The sequence below is a fragment of the Cronobacter dublinensis subsp. dublinensis LMG 23823 genome (assembly GCF_001277235.1).
Lineage (GTDB): Bacteria > Pseudomonadota > Gammaproteobacteria > Enterobacterales > Enterobacteriaceae > Cronobacter > Cronobacter dublinensis.
On the sequence record NZ_CP012266.1, the window covers coordinates 3,310,715 to 3,330,366 of the forward strand.

Here is a 19,652-nt window from a genome sequence, read left to right on the forward strand (position 1 = left end):
TTGCGTTATTCTGCTTCGTCTAACCAGACCAGCAGTATAGCCTCTAAAACCTTTTCGTTAGAGGCCTGTGGATCGTCATCGAAATCCTCGAGGTCGCAGATCCACTGGTGCATATCGGTAAAGCGCACGGTTTTCGGGTCCACGTCCGGGCGGCTGTCATACAGCGCCTCGCCGATTTCGCGGCTGTCGGTCCATTTCAGTCCCATATCAATGCTCCCTAGCGTGGTTGATGGTGTAACGCGGCATCTCAACGACCAGATCTTCATCGGTCACGCGCGCCTGGCAGCTCAGACGGCTTTCCGGCTCCAGCCCCCAGGCTTTGTCCAGCATGTCGTCTTCATCTTCGGTGCTTTCCGGCAGCGAATCGAAGCCTTCACGCACGATGCAGTGACAGGTGGTGCAGGCGCACGATTTTTCACACGCATGTTCAATTTCAATGCCGTTGCGCAGCGCAACGTCAAGAATGGTTTCACCGCGTTGCGCTTCCAGTACTGCGCCATCCGGACAAAGATCCTGATGAGGCAAAAAAACAATCTTAGGCATATTAAACCTCGTCGACGGAGTGGCCTTTCAGCGCCTGACGGATGGACTCATCCATACGGCGCGCGGCGAACTCCTGGGTCTGTTTATCTGTATTTTTTATCGCGTCTTCAATGGCGCTGGCGTCATCGCCACCGGCGGCGGCGCGCAGTTGCGTCATCGCGTCGTCGATAGCGGCGCGCTCGGTGGCGCTTAGCAGCGCGCCGTCGCTTTTCAGCGCGCCCTCAAGGCTTTCCAGCACGCGGGCGGCTTCCACTTTCTGCTCGGCGAGCATACGCGCTTTCACGTCGTGCTCGGCAAAGCTCATGGAATCCTGAATCATGCTCGCGATTTCGCCATCGGTCAGACCGTAGGACGGTTTTACCTGGATGGAGGCTTCCACGCCGGTGGATTTCTCCATCGCGGTGACGCTCAGCAGGCCGTCGGCGTCCACCTGGAAGGTGACGCGGATATGCGCGCCGCCCGCCGGCATCGCCGGAATGCCGCGCAGCGTAAAGCGCGCCAGCGACCGGCAATCCTGCACCAGCTCACGCTCGCCCTGCATAACGTGGATAGCCATCGCGGTCTGGCCATCTTTGAAGGTGGTGAACTCCTGCGCGCGCGCCACGGGAATGGTGGTGTTGCGCGGGATCACTTTCTCCACGAGGCCGCCCATGGTTTCAAGACCAAGCGAGAGCGGGATAACGTCCAGCAGCAGCATTTCGCTGTCTGGCTTGTTGCCGACCAGGATATCGGCCTGGATCGCAGCGCCGATAGCTACCACGCGGTCCGGGTCGATGGAGGTGAGCGGCGTGCGGCCAAAGAATTCGCCGACGCGCTCGCGCACCAGCGGCACGCGGGTCGAGCCGCCGACCATGACTACTTCCAGCACGTCGTTCGCGTCCACGCCCGCATCTTTCAGCGCGCGACGGCACGAAAGCAAGGTGCGTTTAACGAGCGGCGCGATGAGTTCATTGAACTGCTCGCGGGTAATACTGCCCTGCCAGCCCGCCACGTTGACCTGCGCGACATCGGCGTCACTGAGCGCGATTTTCGCCTGGGTCGCGGCGTCAAGCAGCTGGCGCTGAAGGCGGTTATCGCTGCGATCGGCAATGTCCGCCTGCTCGCGAATATAATCCGCCAGCAGGTGATCGAAATCGTCCCCGCCGAGCGCGGAATCGCCGCCGGTCGCCAGCACTTCAAACACGCCGCGGCTTAAGCGCAGCACGGAGATATCAAAGGTGCCGCCGCCCAAATCGTAAACGGCGATAACACCTTCCTGGCCGGAATCGAGGCCGTAGGCGATCGCCGCCGCGGTCGGTTCGTTCAGCAGACGCAGGACGTGCAGCCCGGCAAGACGCGCCGCGTCTTTGGTGCCCTGGCGCTGCGCATCGTCAAAATAGGCCGGAACGGTGATCACCACGCCGTCGAGCTCGCCTGCCAGCGCTTCACGCGCGCGTTCAGCGAGCGTTTTGAGGATATCGGCGGAGACGCGCACCGGGTTCAACAGCCCTGCCGGGGTGTCGATCATCGGCAGGCCGTTTTCGCTTGCGCGCAGCTGATACGGCAGGTGCGGGTAGCGCGTCTGGATGTCGGCGAGAGAGCGGCCCATCAGGCGCTTCACGGAGCTGATGGTGTTAACCGGATCGTCCGCCGCCTGGGCGCGGGCGTCATAACCAACGGTATAGCCCTGCGCCTGGTAGTGCACCACGGACGGCAGCAGAGCGCGGCCCTGATGATCCGCCAGCGTTTCCGGCTGACCGCTGCGCACGGTCGCGACCAGCGAGTGCGTGGTGCCGAGATCGATGCCCGCCGCCAGTCTGCGCTGGTGCGGCGCGCTACTCATGCCGGGTTCACTGATTTGTAATAAGGCCATGTTGAGCTTCCAGAATTAAAAATCGAGCCACTTTTCTTCGAGTTGTTCTGACTGGCTTAAAAGCTTGTCGAGAAAACGCAGCTTGCGCACCGTGTCAGCCGCCTGCGCCCACGCCTCGTTGTCCAGCTCCGTCACCATATGCTGATGGCGTTCCTGGTACATGGCTTTGACGTTACGGATGAACGCCTCAAGGCGGTCGCTGTCTTTAGCCTGCTCAATCTCGTCCAGCGCTTCACGCAGTTCTAATTGTTCCATCAGAAACGCGGTGTCGCGCACGGTGTGCTGTTCATTAGCCAGATCGAAACCGTGCAGAGAGAGCAGATATTCGGCGCGCGTCAGCGGGTGGCGCAGCGTTTGCCATGCCTGATTGATGGTGGCGGATTGGGAGAGCGCCGCCAGCTGTTCGGCCTGGGAGTGGCTTGCGAATTTATCGGGATGATACTGACGTTGCAGATCCTGGTAACGCGCCGCCAGTTGGGCACTGTCCAGCGCATAATGGGCCTGCAGCCCAAAGAGGGTGAAGTAATCCATAACAGTCTCGGGGTCAGTCAACGTGATAAAGCGAATACCCCGCCTGCGGCGGGCGCAGACGGGGAGAGGCGGGAAAGATTATCAGACGTTAAAGCTTTCGCCGCAGCCGCACTCATCTTTTACGTTCGGGTTGGTGAATTTAAACCCTTCGTTCAGACCTTCTTTGACGAAGTCCAGCTGAGTGCCATCAAGGAATTGCAGGCTTTTACCATCGACCACCACCTTCACGCCCTTGTCTTCGAACACCGTATCTTCTGGCTGCGGTGCGTCAACAAATTCCAGCACGTAGGCCATGCCGGAACAGCCGGACGTGCGAACGCCAAGACGCAGGCCAAAACCTTTACCGCGGTTGGCCAGGAAAGCGTTGACGCGCGCGGCGGCGGTGTCGCTAAGGGTAATCGACATACTACAACCTCAACTCATCAATGATTATTTTGCTTCACGTTTGCTTTTATAGTCCGCAATAGCGGCTTTGATGGCGTCTTCCGCCAGGATAGAGCAGTGAATTTTAACCGGCGGCAGTTCGAGCTCGTCTGCGATGTCGGTGTTTTTAATTGCCTGCGCTTCATCCAGGGATTTGCCTTTTACCCACTCGGTGACCAGCGAGCTGGACGCGATAGCGGAGCCGCAGCCGTAGGTTTTAAAGCGTGCGTCTTCAATGATACCTTCATTGTTGACTTTGATCTGCAACTTCATCACGTCGCCGCAGGCCGGCGCGCCGACCATGCCGCTGCCGACGTTGTCGTCGTTGTTGTCAAAAGAGCCGACGTTGCGCGGGTTTTCGTAATGATCGATGACTTTTTCGCTGTATGCCATGTGTTATTTCTCCTGAATCCGATACCGATTAATGATGAGCCCATTCGATGGTGGTTAAATCCACGCCCTGCTTAAACATCTCCCACAGCGGAGAGAGGTCGCGCAGGCGGCCGATGGATTTGCGTACCAGTTCGATGGTGTAGTCGATCTCTTCTTCAGTCGTGAAACGGCCCAGAGAGAAACGGATAGAGCTGTGCGCCAGCTCGTCATTCATACCCAGCGCGCGCAGCACGTAAGACGGCTCAAGGCTCGCAGACGTACAGGCGGAACCGGAAGAAACGGCCAGGTCTTTCAGCGCCATGATCAGCGACTCGCCTTCCACGTAGTTGAAGCTCACGTTCAGGATGGTCGGAACGCCCTGCTCCAGGTCGCCGTTCAGGTAAACTTCTTCGATATCTTTGATGCCGTTCCACAGGCGGTTGCGCAGGCCGCGCAGGCGCTCCATCTCGGTCGCCATCTCTTCTTTGGCGATACGATAGGCTTCGCCCATGCCGACAATCTGGTGAACAGGCAGCGTACCGGAACGCATGCCGCGCTCGTGACCGCCGCCGTGCATCTGCGCTTCGATGCGAATACGCGGTTTGCGACGCACGTAGAGCGCGCCGATGCCTTTCGGACCATAGATTTTGTGGCCGGTGAAGGACATCAGATCCACTTTCAGCTGGGACAGATCGATAGGCAGTTTGCCCACGCTCTGGGTGGCGTCAACGTGGTAGATGATGCCACGCGCGCGGCACATTTCGCCGATGGTGGCGATATCCTGCACCACACCGATTTCGTTGTTCACGTGCATGATGGAGACCAGAATGGTGTCGTCACGCATCGCGGCTTCGAGTTCTTTAAGATCGATAATGCCGTTGCTCTGCGGGGCAAGGTAGGTCACCTCAAAGCCTTCGCGCTCCAGCTGACGGCAGGTATCGAGCACCGCTTTATGCTCGGTTTTGCAGGTGATGATGTGCTTGCCTTTTTTCTGATAGAAATTGGCCGCACCTTTAATAGCGAGGTTGTCGGATTCGGTCGCGCCAGAGGTAAAGACGATTTCGCGCGGGTCCGCGCCGATGAGATCGGCTACCTGGTTACGGGCGATATCCACTGCCTCTTCCGCCTGCCAGCCAAAACGGTGGGAGCGGGAGGCCGGGTTACCGAAGGTTCCGTCCATCGTTAAAAACTGCATCATTTTCTCGGCGACGCGCGGGTCCACCGGCGTGGTCGCGGAGTAATCGAGGTAAATCGGTAATTTCATTGCTCTTAAGCTCCGTACATCTCAAAGCGGTGAATCAGGCAGCCGGCTGGATGTACGCCGCAGTCTACAGGATGCCGGAGCATCCTGGCCTGATTCGGGAAAAGCGTATTATTTTTTTAAGCGCGCAGTTTAACGTCGATAGCGTCCTGAGCGCGGGTCGGGCGATGTGCTTCATTGTGCTGACGGTCAGCGACGTCCAGCACTTCCTGGTTGTTCACCAGTTCACCTAAAGTGATGTTGTTCAAAAAACCGGTCAGACGATCGCTTAAATCGCGCCACAGCGCGTGGGTCAGGCATTTATCACCGCCCTGGCAGCCGCCTTTGCCCTGACAACGCGTCGCGTCGACAGACTCATCCACGGCGCTTATCACGGCACCCACCGCAATCTGGCCCGCGTCTTTACCCAGCAGGTAACCGCCGCCCGGACCGCGTACGCTGGCCACCAGGCCATTTTTACGCAGGCGAGAGAATAACTGCTCCAGATAAGAAAGGGAGATCCCCTGACGTTCAGAAATATCTGCCAACGGCACCGGACCTGCTTCGGAGTTGAGCGCAACGTCCAGCATTGCGGTCACGGCATAGCGCCCTTTAGATGTCAGTCTCATGTCTTACTTAACCTCAAGCTCGCCCCTCGACGCGGGGGTTTTTATGAAAATGGGGGTATTGCATAGCAGGCGCAAGTCTGACATTCCCGAGTAATTTGGTCAACTATTTACCCGAGTATTTTACTCAAGTATTAGGCTCGTCTTTCCGGGTGCTTTCAATCGACGCCAGCATGCCGCGCAGGATGTTAAGTTCCTGACTTTCCGGGCGCGCGCGGGTAAACAGGCGGCGTAATTTGTTCATCACCTGGCCTGGATGATTCGCACGGATAAAGCCGGTGGAGAGCAAAACCTGCTCAAGATGACCGTAGAAACGCTCCAGGTCGTCCACTAAAGGATACGGGGTTTCTTCTTCATGATGCGCCGCGGCGTCGGTCTCCTGCGTGGCAAGCCAGGCCATGCGCACTTCATAGGCGATAACCTGCACGGCCATCGCGAGATTCAGCGAGCTATATTCCGGGTTCGCGGCAATCGCGACATGGTAGTGGCACTTTTGCAGCTCGTCGTTGGTCAGCCCAACGCGCTCGCGGCCAAACACAATCGCGACCGGCGCGTGCGCGCCTTCCGCCACGCTCTTGAGTCCGCATTCGCGCGGGTCGAGCATCGGCCAGGGCAGCGTGCGCGAACGCGCGCTGGTGCCGACCACCAGGCTACAGCCCGCCAGCGCTTCATCAAGCGTATCGACGATCTGCGCGTTGCCGATCACATCGCTGGCGCCTGCGGCGAGCGCGATGGCCTGCGAATCCGGTTTCACCAGCGGATTCACCAGCCACAGATTGGTGAGCCCCATGGTTTTCATGGCGCGGGCGACGGAACCCATGTTGCCGGTGTGAGAGGTTTCTACCAGCACGATACGAATGTTTTGCAGCATAGCGACTCAGTATGAATAAAGAATATCGGGACATCCTATCATAAACCTGAGACATATTCCGAACCCTCTGCTATACTCCGCGCCGTTTTCCCGTTCTTTAACATCCAGTGAGAGAAACCTGATGCATCCGATGCTCAACATCGCCGTGCGTGCTGCGCGCAAGGCCGGAAATTTTATCGCCAAAAACTACGAAACCCCGGACGCCGTTGAGACCAGCCAGAAAGGCAGCAACGATTTTGTGACTAACGTGGATAAAGGCGCAGAGCGCATTATTATCGACACCATTCGTCAGTCCTACCCGCAACACACCATCATCACCGAAGAAAGCGGTGAACACGCCGGCACCGAGCAAGATATTCAATGGGTTATCGATCCGCTGGATGGCACCACCAACTTCGTTAAACGTCTTCCGCACTTCGCGGTTTCTATCGCTGTACGCATCAAAGGCCGCGCGGAAGTCGCCGTGGTTTACGATCCTATGCGTAACGAACTCTTCACCGCCGTTCGCGGCCAGGGCGCGCAGCTGAACGGCTACCGCCTGCGCGGCAGCACCGCTCGCGATCTGGACGGCACCATTCTGGCGACCGGCTTCCCGTTTAAAGCCAAACAGCACGCCACCCCGTACATGAACATCGTGACCAAACTCTTTACCCAGTGCGCCGATTTCCGCCGCACCGGCTCCGCCGCGCTGGACCTGGCCTATGTAGCCGCTGGCCGTGTGGACGGTTACTTTGAAATCGGCCTGAAACCGTGGGATTTCGCCGCAGGCGAGCTGCTGGTGCGTGAAGCGGGCGGTCTGGTATGCGATTTCGTGGGCGGCCACAATTACATGATGACCGGCAACATCGTCGCCGGTAACCCGCGCATGGTGAAAGCGATGCTGGGCAACATGCGTGATGAGCTGAGCGAAGCGCTGAAGCGTTAATCCGCTCTTCAGTACGAGAAAGGCAGGCCGCGAAAGCGCCCTGCCTTTTTTATTGTTTGTTTGGGATGGCGGGTGGATTCGATTTGTAAGATGGCGGGTGCGCTTTGCTTACCCGCCCTATTCCTGATACCTGCCCGCAAACCAGGTAGGGTGGGTAAGCGCAGCGTACCCACCAACGCCCAAACGCCTCGCCCCACCTTTAAAACGGTCGCAACCCCTGCGCGACAGGCGCGGCGCTTAACCACATCACCAGCGCGGCGACCACTAACACCACGCCGCCGGCAAGCGCGAGCGTCGCCCCGCCCGTCCTGCGCCACAAGGGCGGGGTTGTCTGTCCGCCGAGCCGGGCGGCCAGGCGGCGGAAACTATGCACAAATAGCGCGATGCCCGAGAGGGTCAGGGACGTTCCCGCCGCCATCGCCAGCGCCGAAGCCACACCCCAGCCAAAGACGCCGATCACCTTGCTGAACAGCAGCACCATCAGCGCGCCGGAGCACGGGCGCATTCCCATGGAGAGCACCACCATAAGCCGCGCGCGCCAGTCTTCGCCGCGCTCCAGCTGCGCCTGCGTCGGCAGATGCTGATGTCCGCAGCCGCAGGTCTCGCTGTGTGTATGGTGCGGGGTAAACGCGGTGAACACCGGGCGGCGCAACAACCTGCGCAGCGCGCTGCCCGCGCGCCAGCAGAGCAGCAGCCCCAGCGCGCCCACCAGCAGATAACTGCCCTTTTCGAGCCAGTAGCCGCTCAGATGCAGCTGCCGCGCCGGCAGCGCGAGCACCGTCAGCACCACGGTCACCAGCGTAATCGCCACCAGCCCCTGCAACAGCGATGACGCGAACGTCAGCGTCAGGCTCGTTTTCAGGCGCGACGGATGCGTGGCAAGCCAGGTCGCGATCACGACTTTACCGTGCCCCGGCCCGAGCGCGTGCAGCACGCCATAGACAAAGCTGAACAGCAGCAGCGAGCCGCCGGCGCGCGTCGGGTTCTGCGCCACCTGTTGCAGCAGCGCGCTCATCTCGCGGTTGATATCGCGCTGCCAGACGGCGCTTTTCATCAGCACCTGCGGCCACGCCAGCCACAGCCATACGCCGCCCGCCAGCGCCAGCACCGCAAACAGCGCCAGCGGCCAGAAATGCACCAGACGGCGTGCGGCAAACGGGGTTGAAATCACTGACATTGCAACGTCACCTGTTGAGCAAATTGCTTACCTAAATCCATATCCTCTGGCGGCGCGTCGGCTTTATCGAGCGACAGCGCGAAGCGCTGCACCGCCACATCCGGCTGCGGCGTCTTCACCGCCACTTTGCAGCGCTCGCGAAGCCCCTGCCCCAGGGTCACGTCGCGCGGCGCGTCATAACTCATCGCCACGTAGTACGTCGGATCGAACGTCGCGAAGGTATAGCGCTCGCCCTGCGCTTTTTGCGGATGCGCAAGCGGCAGCGTAAAGGTCAACACCGCCTGATGCCCTTCGCGCGCCAGCGCATAGTCCTGCGGCGTGGCGGCGAACTTCACCTTCTGCCCGTTATGCCAGAACTCGGTGAAATAGTGCTGGCCGATAACGTTCGCCATCACTTCCGCCGCCAGCTTTTTCCACACCGGCGAGCCGGGCGCGGCGCTGCCCGCGTCATACAGTAGATCTGCTGAAGTGATTTCGTCCATTTTCCAGCGCATTTTAAGCGCGGTTATCTGCCCCGCTTCGCTGACAATCTCGGTTTTCAATGAGATAAAGCTATGCGGATGCGCCGCGGCCTGCTGCGCCGGAACCAGCATCACTACAGCCGCAGCAACCATTACCGGGTAAAGACGTGCGCTCATTATCTTCCTCTGACGAAAAATTCTGTGAGCCAGCCAGAATTCCGCGATCAAACTGCGCACCCTGAACGGCATTCAACGATCCTTTAGCTATTCTTAGCATTAATCTCACTCACTGGACAAAACGGATGATGACTCTGCTCTGCCCTCCACCATCTGTGCTTTCCAGTCCGCAGCGCCGCTGCCAGGTACTTTTAATGCTCTACCTGCCGGGCCAGACCATCACGCCAGAAAGCCTGGGCAGGCTCAATGGCGTCGACGGCGCCATCGCCCGTCAGGACATTGCCGAAACCGGCGACGAAATTCAGCGATACCACCGGTTGAGTATTATCACCCAGCAGGACGGCAGCTACCGGATTGAAGGCACCGCGTTAGACAGACGTCTGTGCCTGCTGCACTGGCTGCGCCGGGCGCTGCGCCTGTGCCCGCAGTTTATCCAGCAGCATTTCACGCCTGCGCTGAAAAGCGAACTGCGCCAGCACGGCATTGCAACGGCGCTGTATGACGATACGAATTTACACGCGCTGGTCAACCTCTGCGCGCGCCGTCTGAACCGTCAGTTCGAAGCGCGCGACGTACAGTTCCTGCGCCTCTACCTGCAATATTGCCTGGTGCAGCACCATTACGGCCTGACGCCGGAGTTCACCGAGCCGCAGCAGCTCTGGATGCGCGCCCGCGCGGAGTTTCTCGCCGCCCAGGAGATCGTGCGCCACTGGCAGCGCCGCGTCGCCCAGTCGCCACACGTCAACGAACACTGCTTCCTGGCGCTGCTGTTTATGATGCTGCGCACGCCCGACCCGCTGCGCGACGCGCATCCGGAAGATCACCGGCTGCGCCAGGCGGTCGGCTCGCTTATCGCCCGCTTTCGCGAGCTTTCCGGCATGGCCTTCAGCGATGAACAAGGGCTTGCCGATCAGCTCTATATCCATTTATGTCAGGCGCTTGACCGCAGCCTGTTCGGCATCGGCATCGACAATGCGCTGCCGGAAGAGATTAACCGCCTCTACCCTCGCCTGATGCGCACCACCCGCAAAGCGTTTGACCGCTTTGAAGAGGAATACCAGGTGGCGTTTTCCGATGAAGAGGTGGGTCTGGTGGCGGTGATTTTCGGCGCGTGGCTGATGCAGGAGGCGGATCTGCATGAGAAACAGGTGCTGCTGCTGACGGGCAACGACGCGCAGCTTGAGGCGGACATTGAGCAGCAGCTACGAGAACTTACCCTGCTGCCGCTTAATATTAAACATCTGACGCTGCATACCTTCCAGCAGGAAGGCGCGCCAAAAGAGGTGGCGCTGATTGTGACGCCGTACACCACCTCGTTGCCGCTTTTCTCGCCGCCGCTGATCCACGCCACGCTGCCGCTTGGCGAACAGCAGCAGCAGCGCATACGGGAGATTCTGGAGGCTTAAGCGCGCGCCGCCACTTTCGGGCGCAGGAACAGCGCGGGAAGCGCGACCAGCGCCATCACCCAGAACACGCCGCCCGCGAGGTGCTGGTAAAGGAAGCCCGCGAACACGGTCATTACGGCGATGCCGCCGCCCATCGCCACGGCGGAGTACACCGACTGCAGGCGGATAACTTCTGAGCCTTCGCGCGCGGCGATATAGCGCATCGCCGCCAGGTGGCAAATGGAGAAGCTGCCGCAGTGCAGGATCTGCGCCACGATGAGCCACGGCAGCGCGGTCGTCCACCCCATCAGTCCCCAGCGGATAATCCCCAGCACGCCGGAGAGCAGCAGCAGATCGCGCGCGCCAAACCGGCTGAAGAGTTTTTTACTGAGCGCGAAGATGACAATTTCCGCCACCACGCCGAGCGACCAGAGATACCCCACCACCGAGGCGGAATAGCCCTGCCCCTGCCAGTAAATCGCGCTGAAGCCGTAATAGGCGGCGTGCGCGCCCTGCAACAGGCTGACGCAGGCGAGAAAGCGCCAGTTTTCGCTAACCAGCTTGCGCCACACCGGCCAGCCCGCGGCCTCATTGTGGCGCGCTTCGCCCTGCGGCATCACGGACGGCTTCAGCATCATCCCGATAAGCATCGAGGCCACACCAAGCGACAGCAACGCCAGAATCGCCCGGTAGTCGTAGCTGCTGACGAGCTTGCCGGTGAGCGCGGAGCCAATCACAAACGCCAGCGATCCCCACAGGCGCACGCGCCCGTAGTCCATCGTTATCTGGCGCTGCCAGGTGGCGGCGAGCGCGTCGGTGAGCGGCACCAGCGGCGAGAAAAAGAGGTTAAAACCGACCAGAATGACAAACAGCCAGGCGGTCTGATGCCCGAACCAGAAGCCGAGCGCGAAAACCAGCGTCAGTGTGGCCAGCAGGCGCAGTGCGAAGACTAAGCGGGAGGGATCTTTCACGCGCGGCGCCAGCAGCAGGCTACCGAGAAAGCGCGCGACGAGGCCTGAGCCGAGCAGCAGACCGATGGTTTCCGGCGCGACGCCGACGCCCGCGAGCCAGACGCTCCAGAAGGGCAGAAAAATACCGTAGCTAAAGAAGTAGGTGAAATAGCTGAGCGCCAGCCAGCGCGTGGAATGCAAAACCATGATTCCCTCCCGTTTTGGAGGCGTTAGTCTGGCGGGAAAGGCGGGGGGTTGCAAGCGATGCATAACAACGCCATAACATTGCGCATCCGGTTTGCAGACAGGCCGCTGAAGCGGCCTTTCGGGTGTTACACGCCCGCTTCAGCAAACACCGCTTTGGCGGTAAACATGGCGTTCAGCGCCGCCGGGAAGCCAGCGTACAGCGACATCTGGATAATCACTTCGATTATTTCTTCGCGCGTGCAGCCGACGTTCAGCGCGGCATGCAGATGGACCGCCAGCTGCGGCTGCGCGTGGCCAAGCGCGGTGAGCGCAGCGACCGTCGCTAGTTCCCGACTTTTCAGCGACAGCCCGGGGCGGCTGTAGACATCGCCGAAGCCGAACTCGATAACGTAGCGCCCCAGATCGGGGGCGATATCGGCCAGCGCTTTAATCACCTTCTGCCCTGCCGCGCCGTCGATTTCCGCCAGTCGCGCAAGTCCTGTGTCATAACGTGATGAAGTCATACCGTTCTCCTTTTGTGTGATGCGCATAACGGTAAAGCTTCGAGTTAACTCCAGGTCAAGCGCTGTTTTTTAACAGCGTCTGATCGTAATACGCCATCTTCTCTTTCAGGCGCGCCAGATGCTCGGCCTGTTGCGCGAGCCGCGCCTCCAGATGCTGAGCGTGTTGCGCCAGCAGTTCACGCCGTTCGGCCGCGGTCGCGTCTCCCTGCGCGCGCAGATGCGCGTAACGCTGGATAGCCTCAAGCGGCATATCCGTTTCCTTCAGGCGTTTAATAAACGCGACCCAGTCGAGATCGGCACGCCGATAGTCCCGGTGCCCGCTCGCGTTGCGCGCAGGCACCAGCAGCCCCAGCTTTTCGTAATAGCGCAGCGTATGCACGCTAAGGCCGGTCAGCGTTGAGAATTCCTGTATGCGCATAGCGGTGCCTGTGTAGTAAGACCATAAAAAAAGGCCGCGCGAGGCGGCCTTCATCCGTAGGTGTTCGCTTACGCGTAAACCGGGAAACGTGCGCAGATATCCAGCACTTTACCTTTGACGCGCTCAATGACCGCTTCGTCATTGATGTTGTCCAGGATGTCGCACATCCAGCCAGCCAGCTCTTTAACTTCCGCTTCTTTGAAGCCGCGGCGAGTCACTGACGGAGAACCGATACGGATACCGGAAGTGACGAACGGGCTCTTCGGATCGTTCGGCACGCTGTTTTTGTTGACGGTGATGTTGGCGCGGCCGAGGGCTGCGTCAGCGTCTTTACCGGTCAGGTTTTTATCCACCAGATCCAGCAGGAACAGGTGGTTTTCCGTACCGCCGGAGACCACTTTGTAGCCACGATTCAGGAACACTTCCACCATCGCTTTGGCGTTTTTCGCGACCTGCTGCTGGTAGGTTTTGAACTCCGGCTCCATCGCTTCTTTCAGCGCGACCGCTTTCGCTGCGATAACGTGCATCAGCGGGCCGCCCTGCGCGCTCGGGAACACCGCGGAGTTGAGTTTTTTGTACAGCTCTTCGCTGCCGCCTTTGGCGAGGATCAGACCGCCGCGCGGGCCCGCCAGGGTTTTATGGGTGGTGGTGGTCACGACATGCGCATGCGGAACCGGGTTCGGGTAAACGCCTGCGGCGATAAGGCCCGCCACGTGCGCCATATCAACGAACAGGTACGCGCCGATGCTGTCGGCGATTTCACGCATTTTCGCCCAGTCAACGATGCCGGAGTAAGCAGAGAAGCCGCCGATGATCATTTTCGGTTTGTGGGTCTGCGCCTGCTTCGCCATGTCTTCGTAATCAATTTTGCCGGACTCATCAATACCGTAAGGGATGATGTTGTAGAGCTTACCGGAGAAGTTAACCGGGGAGCCGTGCGTCAGGTGGCCGCCCTGCGCCAGGTTCATACCCAGCACGGTGTCACCCGGCTGCAGCAGCGCGGTGTAGACCGCGAAGTTCGCCTGGGAGCCGGAGTGCGGCTGGACGTTGGCGTAGTCTGCGCCAAAGAGTTCTTTTGCGCGATCAATCGCCAGCTGCTCAACGATATCCACATATTCGCAGCCGCCGTAGTAGCGTTTGCCCGGATAACCTTCGGCATATTTGTTGGTCAGCTGAGAGCCCTGAGCCTGCATGACGCGCGGGCTGGTGTAGTTTTCGGAGGCGATCAGTTCGATGTGTTCTTCCTGACGAACTTTCTCCTGCTCCATAGCCTGCCACAGTTCGGCATCATAATCGGCAATGTTCATTTCACGCTTTAACATCCGCATCTCCTGACTCAGCTGACAATAAAAAAGTACTGCAATGAGGTGCCCTTTTGGGCGACGGGCAACAGTGTAAACCGATTGGCAGTGTGAAGATAGGTCTTGACACAGCTTTTTACGCAAACGTTTGGCATGGCGTGGCGCAAGGGTTTGAACGATTAAGCATCGAGGGGAGGCGCGCGATATATTTTCATCATCAACCTGTGCTTTTTTCATCCAGTGTGAGCGGTGTCGAAGGTGCAGGTAAAACCCTTTGCAACGTGCAGTTATTTTTCATAAGATGCATTTAAAATACACTTTATAAAAACCTGGAAGGAAGCAATTATGCTGGATAGTCAAACCATCGCCGTCGTGAAATCCACCATTCCGCTGCTGGCGCAGACCGGCCCGAAACTGACCGCGCATTTCTATGACCGGATGTTTACCCATAACCCGGAGCTGAAAGAGATCTTCAATATGAGCAACCAGCGCAACGGCGATCAGCGTGAAGCGCTGTTTAACGCCATTTGCGCCTATGCGACCAACATTGAAAATCTCGCGGCCCTGCTGCCTGCGGTGGAGAAAATCGCCCAGAAGCACACCAGCTTTAACATTAAACCCGAGCAGTACAACATCGTCGGCGAGCACCTGCTGGCGACGCTGGATGAGATGTTCAGTCCGGGCCAGGAAGTGCTGGACGCCTGGGGCAAAGCGTATGGGGTGTTAGCGGGCGTGTTTATTAACCGCGAAGCGGAGATTTACCAGAGCAACGCGCAAAAAACCGGCGGCTGGGAAGGCACTCGTCCGTTCCGTATCGTTAGCAAAACGCCGCAGAGCGCGATGGTGACGAGTTTCGAGCTGGAGCCGGTCGATGACGGCCCGGTGGCCGATTATCTGCCCGGCCAGTACACCGCCGTGTGGATCAAACCCGAAGGGTTCGCGCATCAGGAGATTCGTCAGTATTCGCTGACCCGCAAACCGAACGGCAAAAGCTATCGCATTGCGGTGAAACGCGAGGGCGAAGGCCAGGTGTCGAACTGGCTGCATCAGCATGCGCAGCCGGGCGATGTGATTGCGCTTGCCGCGCCCGCCGGCGATTTCTTTATGCAGGTCGACCCGCAAACCCCGGTGACGCTGATTTCCGCAGGCGTCGGACAGACGCCGATGCTGGCGATGCTCGATACGCTCGCGAGCGCGCAGCACCCGGCGCAGGTGAACTGGTATCACGCGGCGGAAAGCGGCGATGTGCATGCCTTTACCGATGAAGTCATAGCGCTTGGCGCAAAACTCCCGCACTTTATCAGCCATATCTGGTATCGCGTGCCGAGCGACGCCGATCGCAGCGCGGGGCGCTATAACAGCGAAGGGTTGATGGCCCTGCACGACCATAAAGCGCATGTGACCACGCCCGGCATGCAGTTTTACGTCTGTGGTCCGGTGAAATTTATGCAGTTCGCCGCCGAACAGCTGGTTAGCCTTGGCGTGAACAAAGAGAATATCCATTACGAATGCTTCGGCCCGCATAAGGTGTTGTAAGCGGCGGAATTTGCCACGGCGGGTGCGCGTCGCTTACCCGCCCTACGAACGCGGCAGTTTGCATACATTGTAGGGTGGTAAGCGCAGCACCCCCGCCCTTTACTGCTACACCGACATAAAAAAAGCAGGTCATCGCGACCTGCTTTTTGTTTATCACGCGCAACCCCGCGGTTAAATCGCGGCGTCGTCTTCCTCGCCGGTACGGATACGCACCACGCGCGCCACGTCGAAAACGAAAATCTTGCCGTCGCCGATTTTACCGGTCTGGGCGGTGCGGATAATGGTATCCACACAGGTGTCGACGATATCGTCGGTCACCACGATTTCAATTTTCACTTTCGGCAGGAAATCCACCATATACTCCGCGCCGCGATAGAGCTCGGTATGGCCTTTCTGACGACCAAATCCCTTCACCTCAGTCACCGTCATCCCGGTGATCCCGACTTCCGCCAGCGCTTCACGCACGTCATCGAGTTTGAAGGGTTTAATAATCGCATCAATCTTTTTCATGGTGGATCCTTAATTCCTGCCAGCGCCTGCACGGCGATTCAATTCGCGTAATCGGTTGCTCAAATTACCATACCTTGCGGCGGTTTGGGCATCAAAAACTACTCTTTAAAATCATTCGCCTCAAGCTCATGGCGGGCCAGCAGCTTGTAAAACTCGGTGCGGTTGCGCCCTGCCATGCGCGCGGCGTGGGTGACGTTCCCTTTGGTGATTTGCAGCAGCTTGCGCAGATAGTTCAGCTCGAACTGATTGCGCGCCTCAACAAACGTCGGCAGCACCGTATTTTCGCCTTCCAGCGCCTGCTCCACCAGCGCGTCGCTGATAACTGGCGCGGAGGTCAGCGCCACGCACTGCTCAATCACGTTCACCAACTGGCGCACGTTGCCCGGCCAGCTCGCGGTCATCAGGCGTTTCATGGCGTCGGTCGAGAAACTGCGCACGAACGGCTTATGCCGGTCCGCCGCCTGACGCAGCAGATGGTTTGCCAGCAGCGGAATATCTTCCGCGCGCTCCTGCAACGCCGGAATTTTCAGGTTCACGACGTTAAGGCGATAAAAGAGATCTTCGCGAAACTCGCCGCGCGCCATTGCTTTCGGCAGGTCGCGGTGGGTAGCGGAGATAATCCGCACGTTGATATCGATATCGCGGTTGCTGCCAAGCGGGCGCACCTTGCGCTCCTGTAACACACGCAGCAGCTTCACCTGCAACGGCACGGGCATGTCGCCAATCTCGTCGAGAAACAGCGTGCCGCCCTCCGCCGCCTGGAACAGCCCTTCACGGCTGCTTACCGCGCCGGTAAACGCGCCGCGCGCGTGGCCGAAGAGTTCCGACTCCAGCAGCTGCTCCGGGAGCGCGCCGCAGTTGATGGCGATAAAGGCATTTTTGGCGCGCGGGCTGGCATTATGGATAGCCTGCGCCAGGATCTCCTTGCCGGTGCCGCTCTGGCCGTTAATCAGCACGCTGACATCGGACTGCGCCACCATGTGCGCCTGCTCCAGCAGACGCAGCATCGCCGGGCTGCGGGTAACAATGCTCTCGCGCCACTGTTCGTCGCCCGCAGGCGCGGCGTGCGCCAGCGCGTCGTCGATGGCCTTATAGAGCGCGTCTTTATCCACCGGCTTGGTGAGAAAACTGAATACGCCCTGCTGGGTCGCGGCCACCGCATCGGGGATCGAACCGTGGGCGGTGAGAATAATCACCGGCATCCCCGGCTGGAGTTTCTGGATCTCGGCGAACAGCTGCATGCCATCCATCTCATCCATACGCAGATCGCTAATCACCAGATCGATTTTCTCGCGCCCTAAAATGCGCAGCCCGTCATGGCCGCTCTCGGCGGTCTCAACCGTAAATCCTTCGCTCGCAAGGCGCAGGCCCAGCAGTTTCAGCAGGCCCGGATCGTCATCGACGAGCAACAGGCGCGCGGGTTTATGCTGTGTCATGGTTTGGTCTCCTCCTGCGCAGGCGCGCCGTCTTTCCCGGCCGGGGCAGCGTTCTCTTTCTGTGCGTCGCCCGCGCTGTGGCTGTTGTCCTGAATATAGCCGCCCGCGCTTTTGCGGGTGGAGAGCTGGCGTTCGATATCCGTCAGGTTTTCAAGCTTGCGGGTGGTGAGCTCAAGCTCAGTGCGCAGGTGGCGCTGCTGCTCGCGCAGGGCGTCCAGCTCGCTGTCGGCGCTTTGCTGAAGCTTGCTGTAACGCCCGCGCTCATCAGACAGCGCCAGCTGCGCGGCCTGGCCGTCGCGCCAGGCTTCATACAGCGGACGCACATGCGCCGGAATGTTGCCTGCGGTAGCGCCAAGCGTGGTGAGATAGCTGCGACGCTCGGCGGGCGTAATGCGCGCGTTCGCCAGTAAAATGCCGCGCCGAAAGGCGTGCTGCCAGGTTTCATCGGGGAAGCGGCGCGCCTGAGCGCGCGCCTCGGCGGGCGCCAGACGCTCGGCGCAGTCCATGCCGCGCAGCCAGAACAGCGGGTTGCTCTCGACATTCTGCCCGGAGAGCTGCCAGATGCCTGAACAGTCAGTGAACAGAAAATCCGCCAGCTGCTGCTCCGGCAGTTTCGGGTCGTGTTGTTTGATGTTAGTGGAGACCGGGCTCTGCACGCAGCCCGCTAACAGGCAGGGCAACAGCGCTGAGCCTGCCAGCCTGCGAAGAGAGAAAAAGGTTGTGCCGCGCGCGCGCAGGTTGCGCCATGCGTTTACCAGACGTAAATTCATTTTTTTAATCGTTCCGGGTCAAAGAGCGGTAATTCAATGCGAAAACAGACGTCGGTCGTGTCATCCTCGACCAGCCGCAGTTCGCCGTGCATACGTCGGATGCAATCCTGAGCGATGCTTAAGCCCAGGCCGCTGCCTTTCACCGCCCCTTTACGTTGATGGCTTCCCTGATAAAAGGGCTCGAAAATCATCTCCCGCTCCGCCTCAGGAATAGGCGTGCCGGTATTCGCCACCTCAATACATAGCGTATTGCCCTGACGGCGGCTTCGCAGATAAATGGTACCGGATTCGCGTCCGTAGTGCACCGCATTGGAATAGAGATTATCCAGCACGCTCATTAGCAGCATCGGCTCCGCCAGACAGGCGTCTGCGACAAGCGACACCTCGGTATGCATCATTTTAGCCCGCGCCGGGAGACTGTGTGAGGTCATCACGATGTCCACCAGCGGGGCGAGCTCGACTTTCTCAAGCTCCACCGCCCCGCCCGCCAGTTTACGGTTGTAATCAAGGAGTTGTTCTATCAGCGTTTGCAGATTACGGCTGCTGGTATCGAGGATCTCCACTACTTCGCGCTGCTCCGCGGTGAGCGGCCCGACGACCTGATCGGCCAGCAGCTCGGTGCCTTCGCGCATGCTGGCGAGCGGCGTTTTTAATTCATGAGAGATATGGCGCAGGAACTGGTGCCGCTGCGACTCAAGCCACGCGAGGCGCTCGCTCAACCAGATAATACGCTGGCCTACCGAGCGTAGTTCGCGCGGGCCTTTGAACATCATCGTGGCGCCGAGCGATTTCCCCTCGCCCAGCCGGTTGATCATCCGCTCAATCCCCTTCACCGGGCCGATAATCATGCGAGTAAAGAGCAATACCAGCGCGAGGCTCGCCAGAAAGAGCGCCAGCGCCTGCCAGCCGAACAGCTGACCGCGCGCGGCGATCTCCTGCTGGAGCTGCTGCCCGCGGGCGTAAATCACGGCGCGGGTCGCCTGCACCAGCCGGGTATTGGTATCGGCGAACGCTTCAAGGCGCGCCGCGGCGTCCGGCTTCGGGCCGCTATTGTGGCACTGGAGTTGCGCCAGCTCCACGAGGCTCTGGCGCAACGCCTTATAAAGCCGGGCGTCCGGCAATACGCTCGCCTGCGCCTCCAGCATGCGCGAGTAACGCTGGCGCTGGCTTTCATAGACTTTGGCAAGCGTGAGGTCGTCCAGCACACAGTACTGGCGATAGCTGCGCTCCATTTCGAGCGCGATATTGGTCATCGCCTCGCTGCGCCGGGCGTCCATCTGGGTGAGCGTGTTGGTTTGCGCCGCCTGGGCGCTTAACGTGTTGAGGCTCTGCCACGCCTGCCAGGCGAGAAACAGCAGCGGCACCATCACCAGTAAAAAGGCCATCATGACCAGTTGGCGAAGCGAGCGGGGAAAAGCGGGCCAGCGTTTCACGGCGT

22 protein-coding genes are annotated in these 19,652 nt (G+C 59.6%); 3 read left to right on the forward strand and 19 right to left on the reverse strand.

Annotated features, from left to right (window positions below; translation table 11 throughout):
- Positions 1-5: 5 nt before the first annotated feature.
- From iscX to trmJ, 9 genes are all read right to left on the reverse strand, one after another.
- Positions 6-206: a Fe-S cluster assembly protein IscX gene (iscX, locus tag AFK67_RS15185; protein WP_007664159.1), complete on the reverse strand. Its 201-nt coding sequence runs from the start codon at positions 204-206 to the stop codon at positions 6-8.
- 1 nt (position 207) lies between these two features.
- Positions 208-543, reverse strand: coding sequence for an ISC system 2Fe-2S type ferredoxin (fdx, locus tag AFK67_RS15190; RefSeq protein WP_038883073.1), 336 nt, complete (start codon positions 541-543; stop codon positions 208-210).
- Position 544: 1 nt separating this feature from the next.
- Entirely contained in the window at positions 545-2,395 is a 1,851-nt protein-coding gene (gene hscA, locus AFK67_RS15195; RefSeq protein WP_007712710.1) for a Fe-S protein assembly chaperone HscA, read from the reverse strand.
- Positions 2,396-2,410: 15 nt separating this feature from the next.
- Entirely contained in the window at positions 2,411-2,926 is a 516-nt protein-coding gene (gene hscB, locus AFK67_RS15200; RefSeq protein ID WP_007712707.1) for a co-chaperone HscB, read from the reverse strand.
- An 81-nt stretch (positions 2,927-3,007) separates the two neighbouring features.
- A complete protein-coding gene (gene iscA / locus AFK67_RS15205) occupies positions 3,008-3,331 on the reverse strand; it encodes an iron-sulfur cluster assembly protein IscA (protein ID WP_007712703.1) in 324 nt (107 codons plus the stop codon).
- 24 nt (positions 3,332-3,355) lie between these two features.
- Entirely contained in the window at positions 3,356-3,742 is a 387-nt protein-coding gene (gene iscU / locus AFK67_RS15210) for a Fe-S cluster assembly scaffold IscU (protein ID WP_004385925.1), read from the reverse strand.
- A 28-nt stretch (positions 3,743-3,770) separates the two neighbouring features.
- Entirely contained in the window at positions 3,771-4,985 is a 1,215-nt protein-coding gene (gene iscS / locus AFK67_RS15215) for a cysteine desulfurase (protein WP_007712700.1), read from the reverse strand.
- Between the two features lie 116 nt (positions 4,986-5,101).
- Positions 5,102-5,590 carry a Fe-S cluster assembly transcriptional regulator IscR gene (gene iscR / locus AFK67_RS15220; RefSeq protein WP_007712698.1) on the reverse strand — a complete coding sequence of 163 codons (489 nt, stop codon included), beginning with the start codon at positions 5,588-5,590 and terminating at the stop codon, positions 5,102-5,104.
- Between the two features lie 124 nt (positions 5,591-5,714).
- Positions 5,715-6,458 carry a tRNA (cytosine(32)/uridine(32)-2'-O)-methyltransferase TrmJ gene (trmJ, locus tag AFK67_RS15225; protein WP_007712696.1) on the reverse strand — a complete coding sequence of 248 codons (744 nt, stop codon included), beginning with the start codon at positions 6,456-6,458 and terminating at the stop codon, positions 5,715-5,717.
- A gap of 121 nt (positions 6,459-6,579) precedes the next feature.
- On the opposite strand from trmJ, the gene suhB reads away from it, so the two are divergent.
- Positions 6,580-7,383 (forward strand): inositol-1-monophosphatase, encoded by an 804-nt coding sequence (suhB, locus tag AFK67_RS15230; RefSeq protein ID WP_038883071.1) that lies wholly within the window; start codon positions 6,580-6,582, stop codon positions 7,381-7,383.
- A gap of 199 nt (positions 7,384-7,582) precedes the next feature.
- Here the strand turns inward: suhB and AFK67_RS15235 are convergent, their stop codons facing one another.
- Together AFK67_RS15235 and AFK67_RS15240 are read right to left on the reverse strand one after the other, a co-directional pair.
- Positions 7,583-8,560, reverse strand: coding sequence for a nickel/cobalt transporter (locus tag AFK67_RS15235; RefSeq protein WP_007712682.1), 978 nt, complete (start codon positions 8,558-8,560; stop codon positions 7,583-7,585).
- Positions 8,551-9,198, reverse strand: a complete 648-nt coding sequence (locus tag AFK67_RS15240; protein WP_032966472.1) for a DUF1007 family protein — start codon at positions 9,196-9,198, stop codon at positions 8,551-8,553. Before AFK67_RS15240 ends, AFK67_RS15235 begins: the two co-directional genes overlap by 10 nt.
- 125 nt (positions 9,199-9,323) lie before the next feature.
- Here AFK67_RS15240 and csiE point away from each other — a divergent pair, with 125 nt between their 5' ends.
- Positions 9,324-10,604 carry a stationary phase inducible protein CsiE gene (gene csiE / locus AFK67_RS15245; protein ID WP_032966470.1) on the forward strand — a complete coding sequence of 427 codons (1,281 nt, stop codon included), beginning with the start codon at positions 9,324-9,326 and terminating at the stop codon, positions 10,602-10,604.
- Here the strand turns inward: csiE and AFK67_RS15250 are convergent.
- The 4 genes from AFK67_RS15250 to glyA form a co-directional block, all read right to left on the reverse strand.
- Entirely contained in the window at positions 10,601-11,740 is a 1,140-nt protein-coding gene (locus AFK67_RS15250; RefSeq protein ID WP_038870276.1) for a 3-phenylpropionate MFS transporter, read from the reverse strand. The genes csiE and AFK67_RS15250 overlap by 4 nt on opposite strands.
- A gap of 125 nt (positions 11,741-11,865) precedes the next feature.
- The gene (locus AFK67_RS15255) at positions 11,866-12,243 is read right to left on the reverse strand and encodes a carboxymuconolactone decarboxylase family protein (RefSeq protein WP_007712672.1); all 378 of its coding nucleotides are present in this window, start codon (positions 12,241-12,243) and stop codon (positions 11,866-11,868) included.
- 55 nt (positions 12,244-12,298) lie between these two features.
- Positions 12,299-12,661, reverse strand: coding sequence for a MerR family transcriptional regulator (locus AFK67_RS15260; RefSeq protein WP_007712669.1), 363 nt, complete (start codon positions 12,659-12,661; stop codon positions 12,299-12,301).
- 68 nt (positions 12,662-12,729) lie between these two features.
- A complete protein-coding gene (glyA, locus tag AFK67_RS15265; RefSeq protein ID WP_007751396.1) occupies positions 12,730-13,983 on the reverse strand; it encodes a serine hydroxymethyltransferase in 1,254 nt (417 codons plus the stop codon).
- Between the two features lie 324 nt (positions 13,984-14,307).
- Between glyA and hmpA the strand changes: the two genes are divergently transcribed.
- A complete protein-coding gene (hmpA, locus tag AFK67_RS15270; RefSeq protein WP_007712665.1) occupies positions 14,308-15,498 on the forward strand; it encodes an NO-inducible flavohemoprotein in 1,191 nt (396 codons plus the stop codon).
- A 171-nt stretch (positions 15,499-15,669) separates the two neighbouring features.
- Here the strand turns inward: hmpA and glnB are convergent, their stop codons facing one another.
- The 4 genes from glnB to AFK67_RS15290 all read right to left on the reverse strand — a co-directional run bounded on the left by glnB (position 15,670) and on the right by AFK67_RS15290 (position 19,647).
- Positions 15,670-16,008, reverse strand: coding sequence for a nitrogen regulatory protein P-II (gene glnB, locus AFK67_RS15275; protein WP_002438074.1), 339 nt, complete (start codon positions 16,006-16,008; stop codon positions 15,670-15,672).
- 98 nt (positions 16,009-16,106) lie between these two features.
- Positions 16,107-17,444 carry a two-component system response regulator GlrR gene (glrR, locus tag AFK67_RS15280; RefSeq protein WP_007712661.1) on the reverse strand — a complete coding sequence of 446 codons (1,338 nt, stop codon included), beginning with the start codon at positions 17,442-17,444 and terminating at the stop codon, positions 16,107-16,109.
- Positions 17,441-18,214, reverse strand: a complete 774-nt coding sequence (gene qseG, locus AFK67_RS15285) for a two-component system QseEF-associated lipoprotein QseG (RefSeq protein WP_038883069.1) — start codon at positions 18,212-18,214, stop codon at positions 17,441-17,443. Before qseG ends, glrR begins: the two co-directional genes overlap by 4 nt.
- Positions 18,211-19,647 carry a sensor histidine kinase gene (locus AFK67_RS15290; RefSeq protein ID WP_007712656.1) on the reverse strand — a complete coding sequence of 479 codons (1,437 nt, stop codon included), beginning with the start codon at positions 19,645-19,647 and terminating at the stop codon, positions 18,211-18,213. The genes qseG and AFK67_RS15290 overlap by 4 nt, the downstream gene beginning before the upstream one ends.
- Positions 19,648-19,652 lie beyond the last annotated feature (5 nt).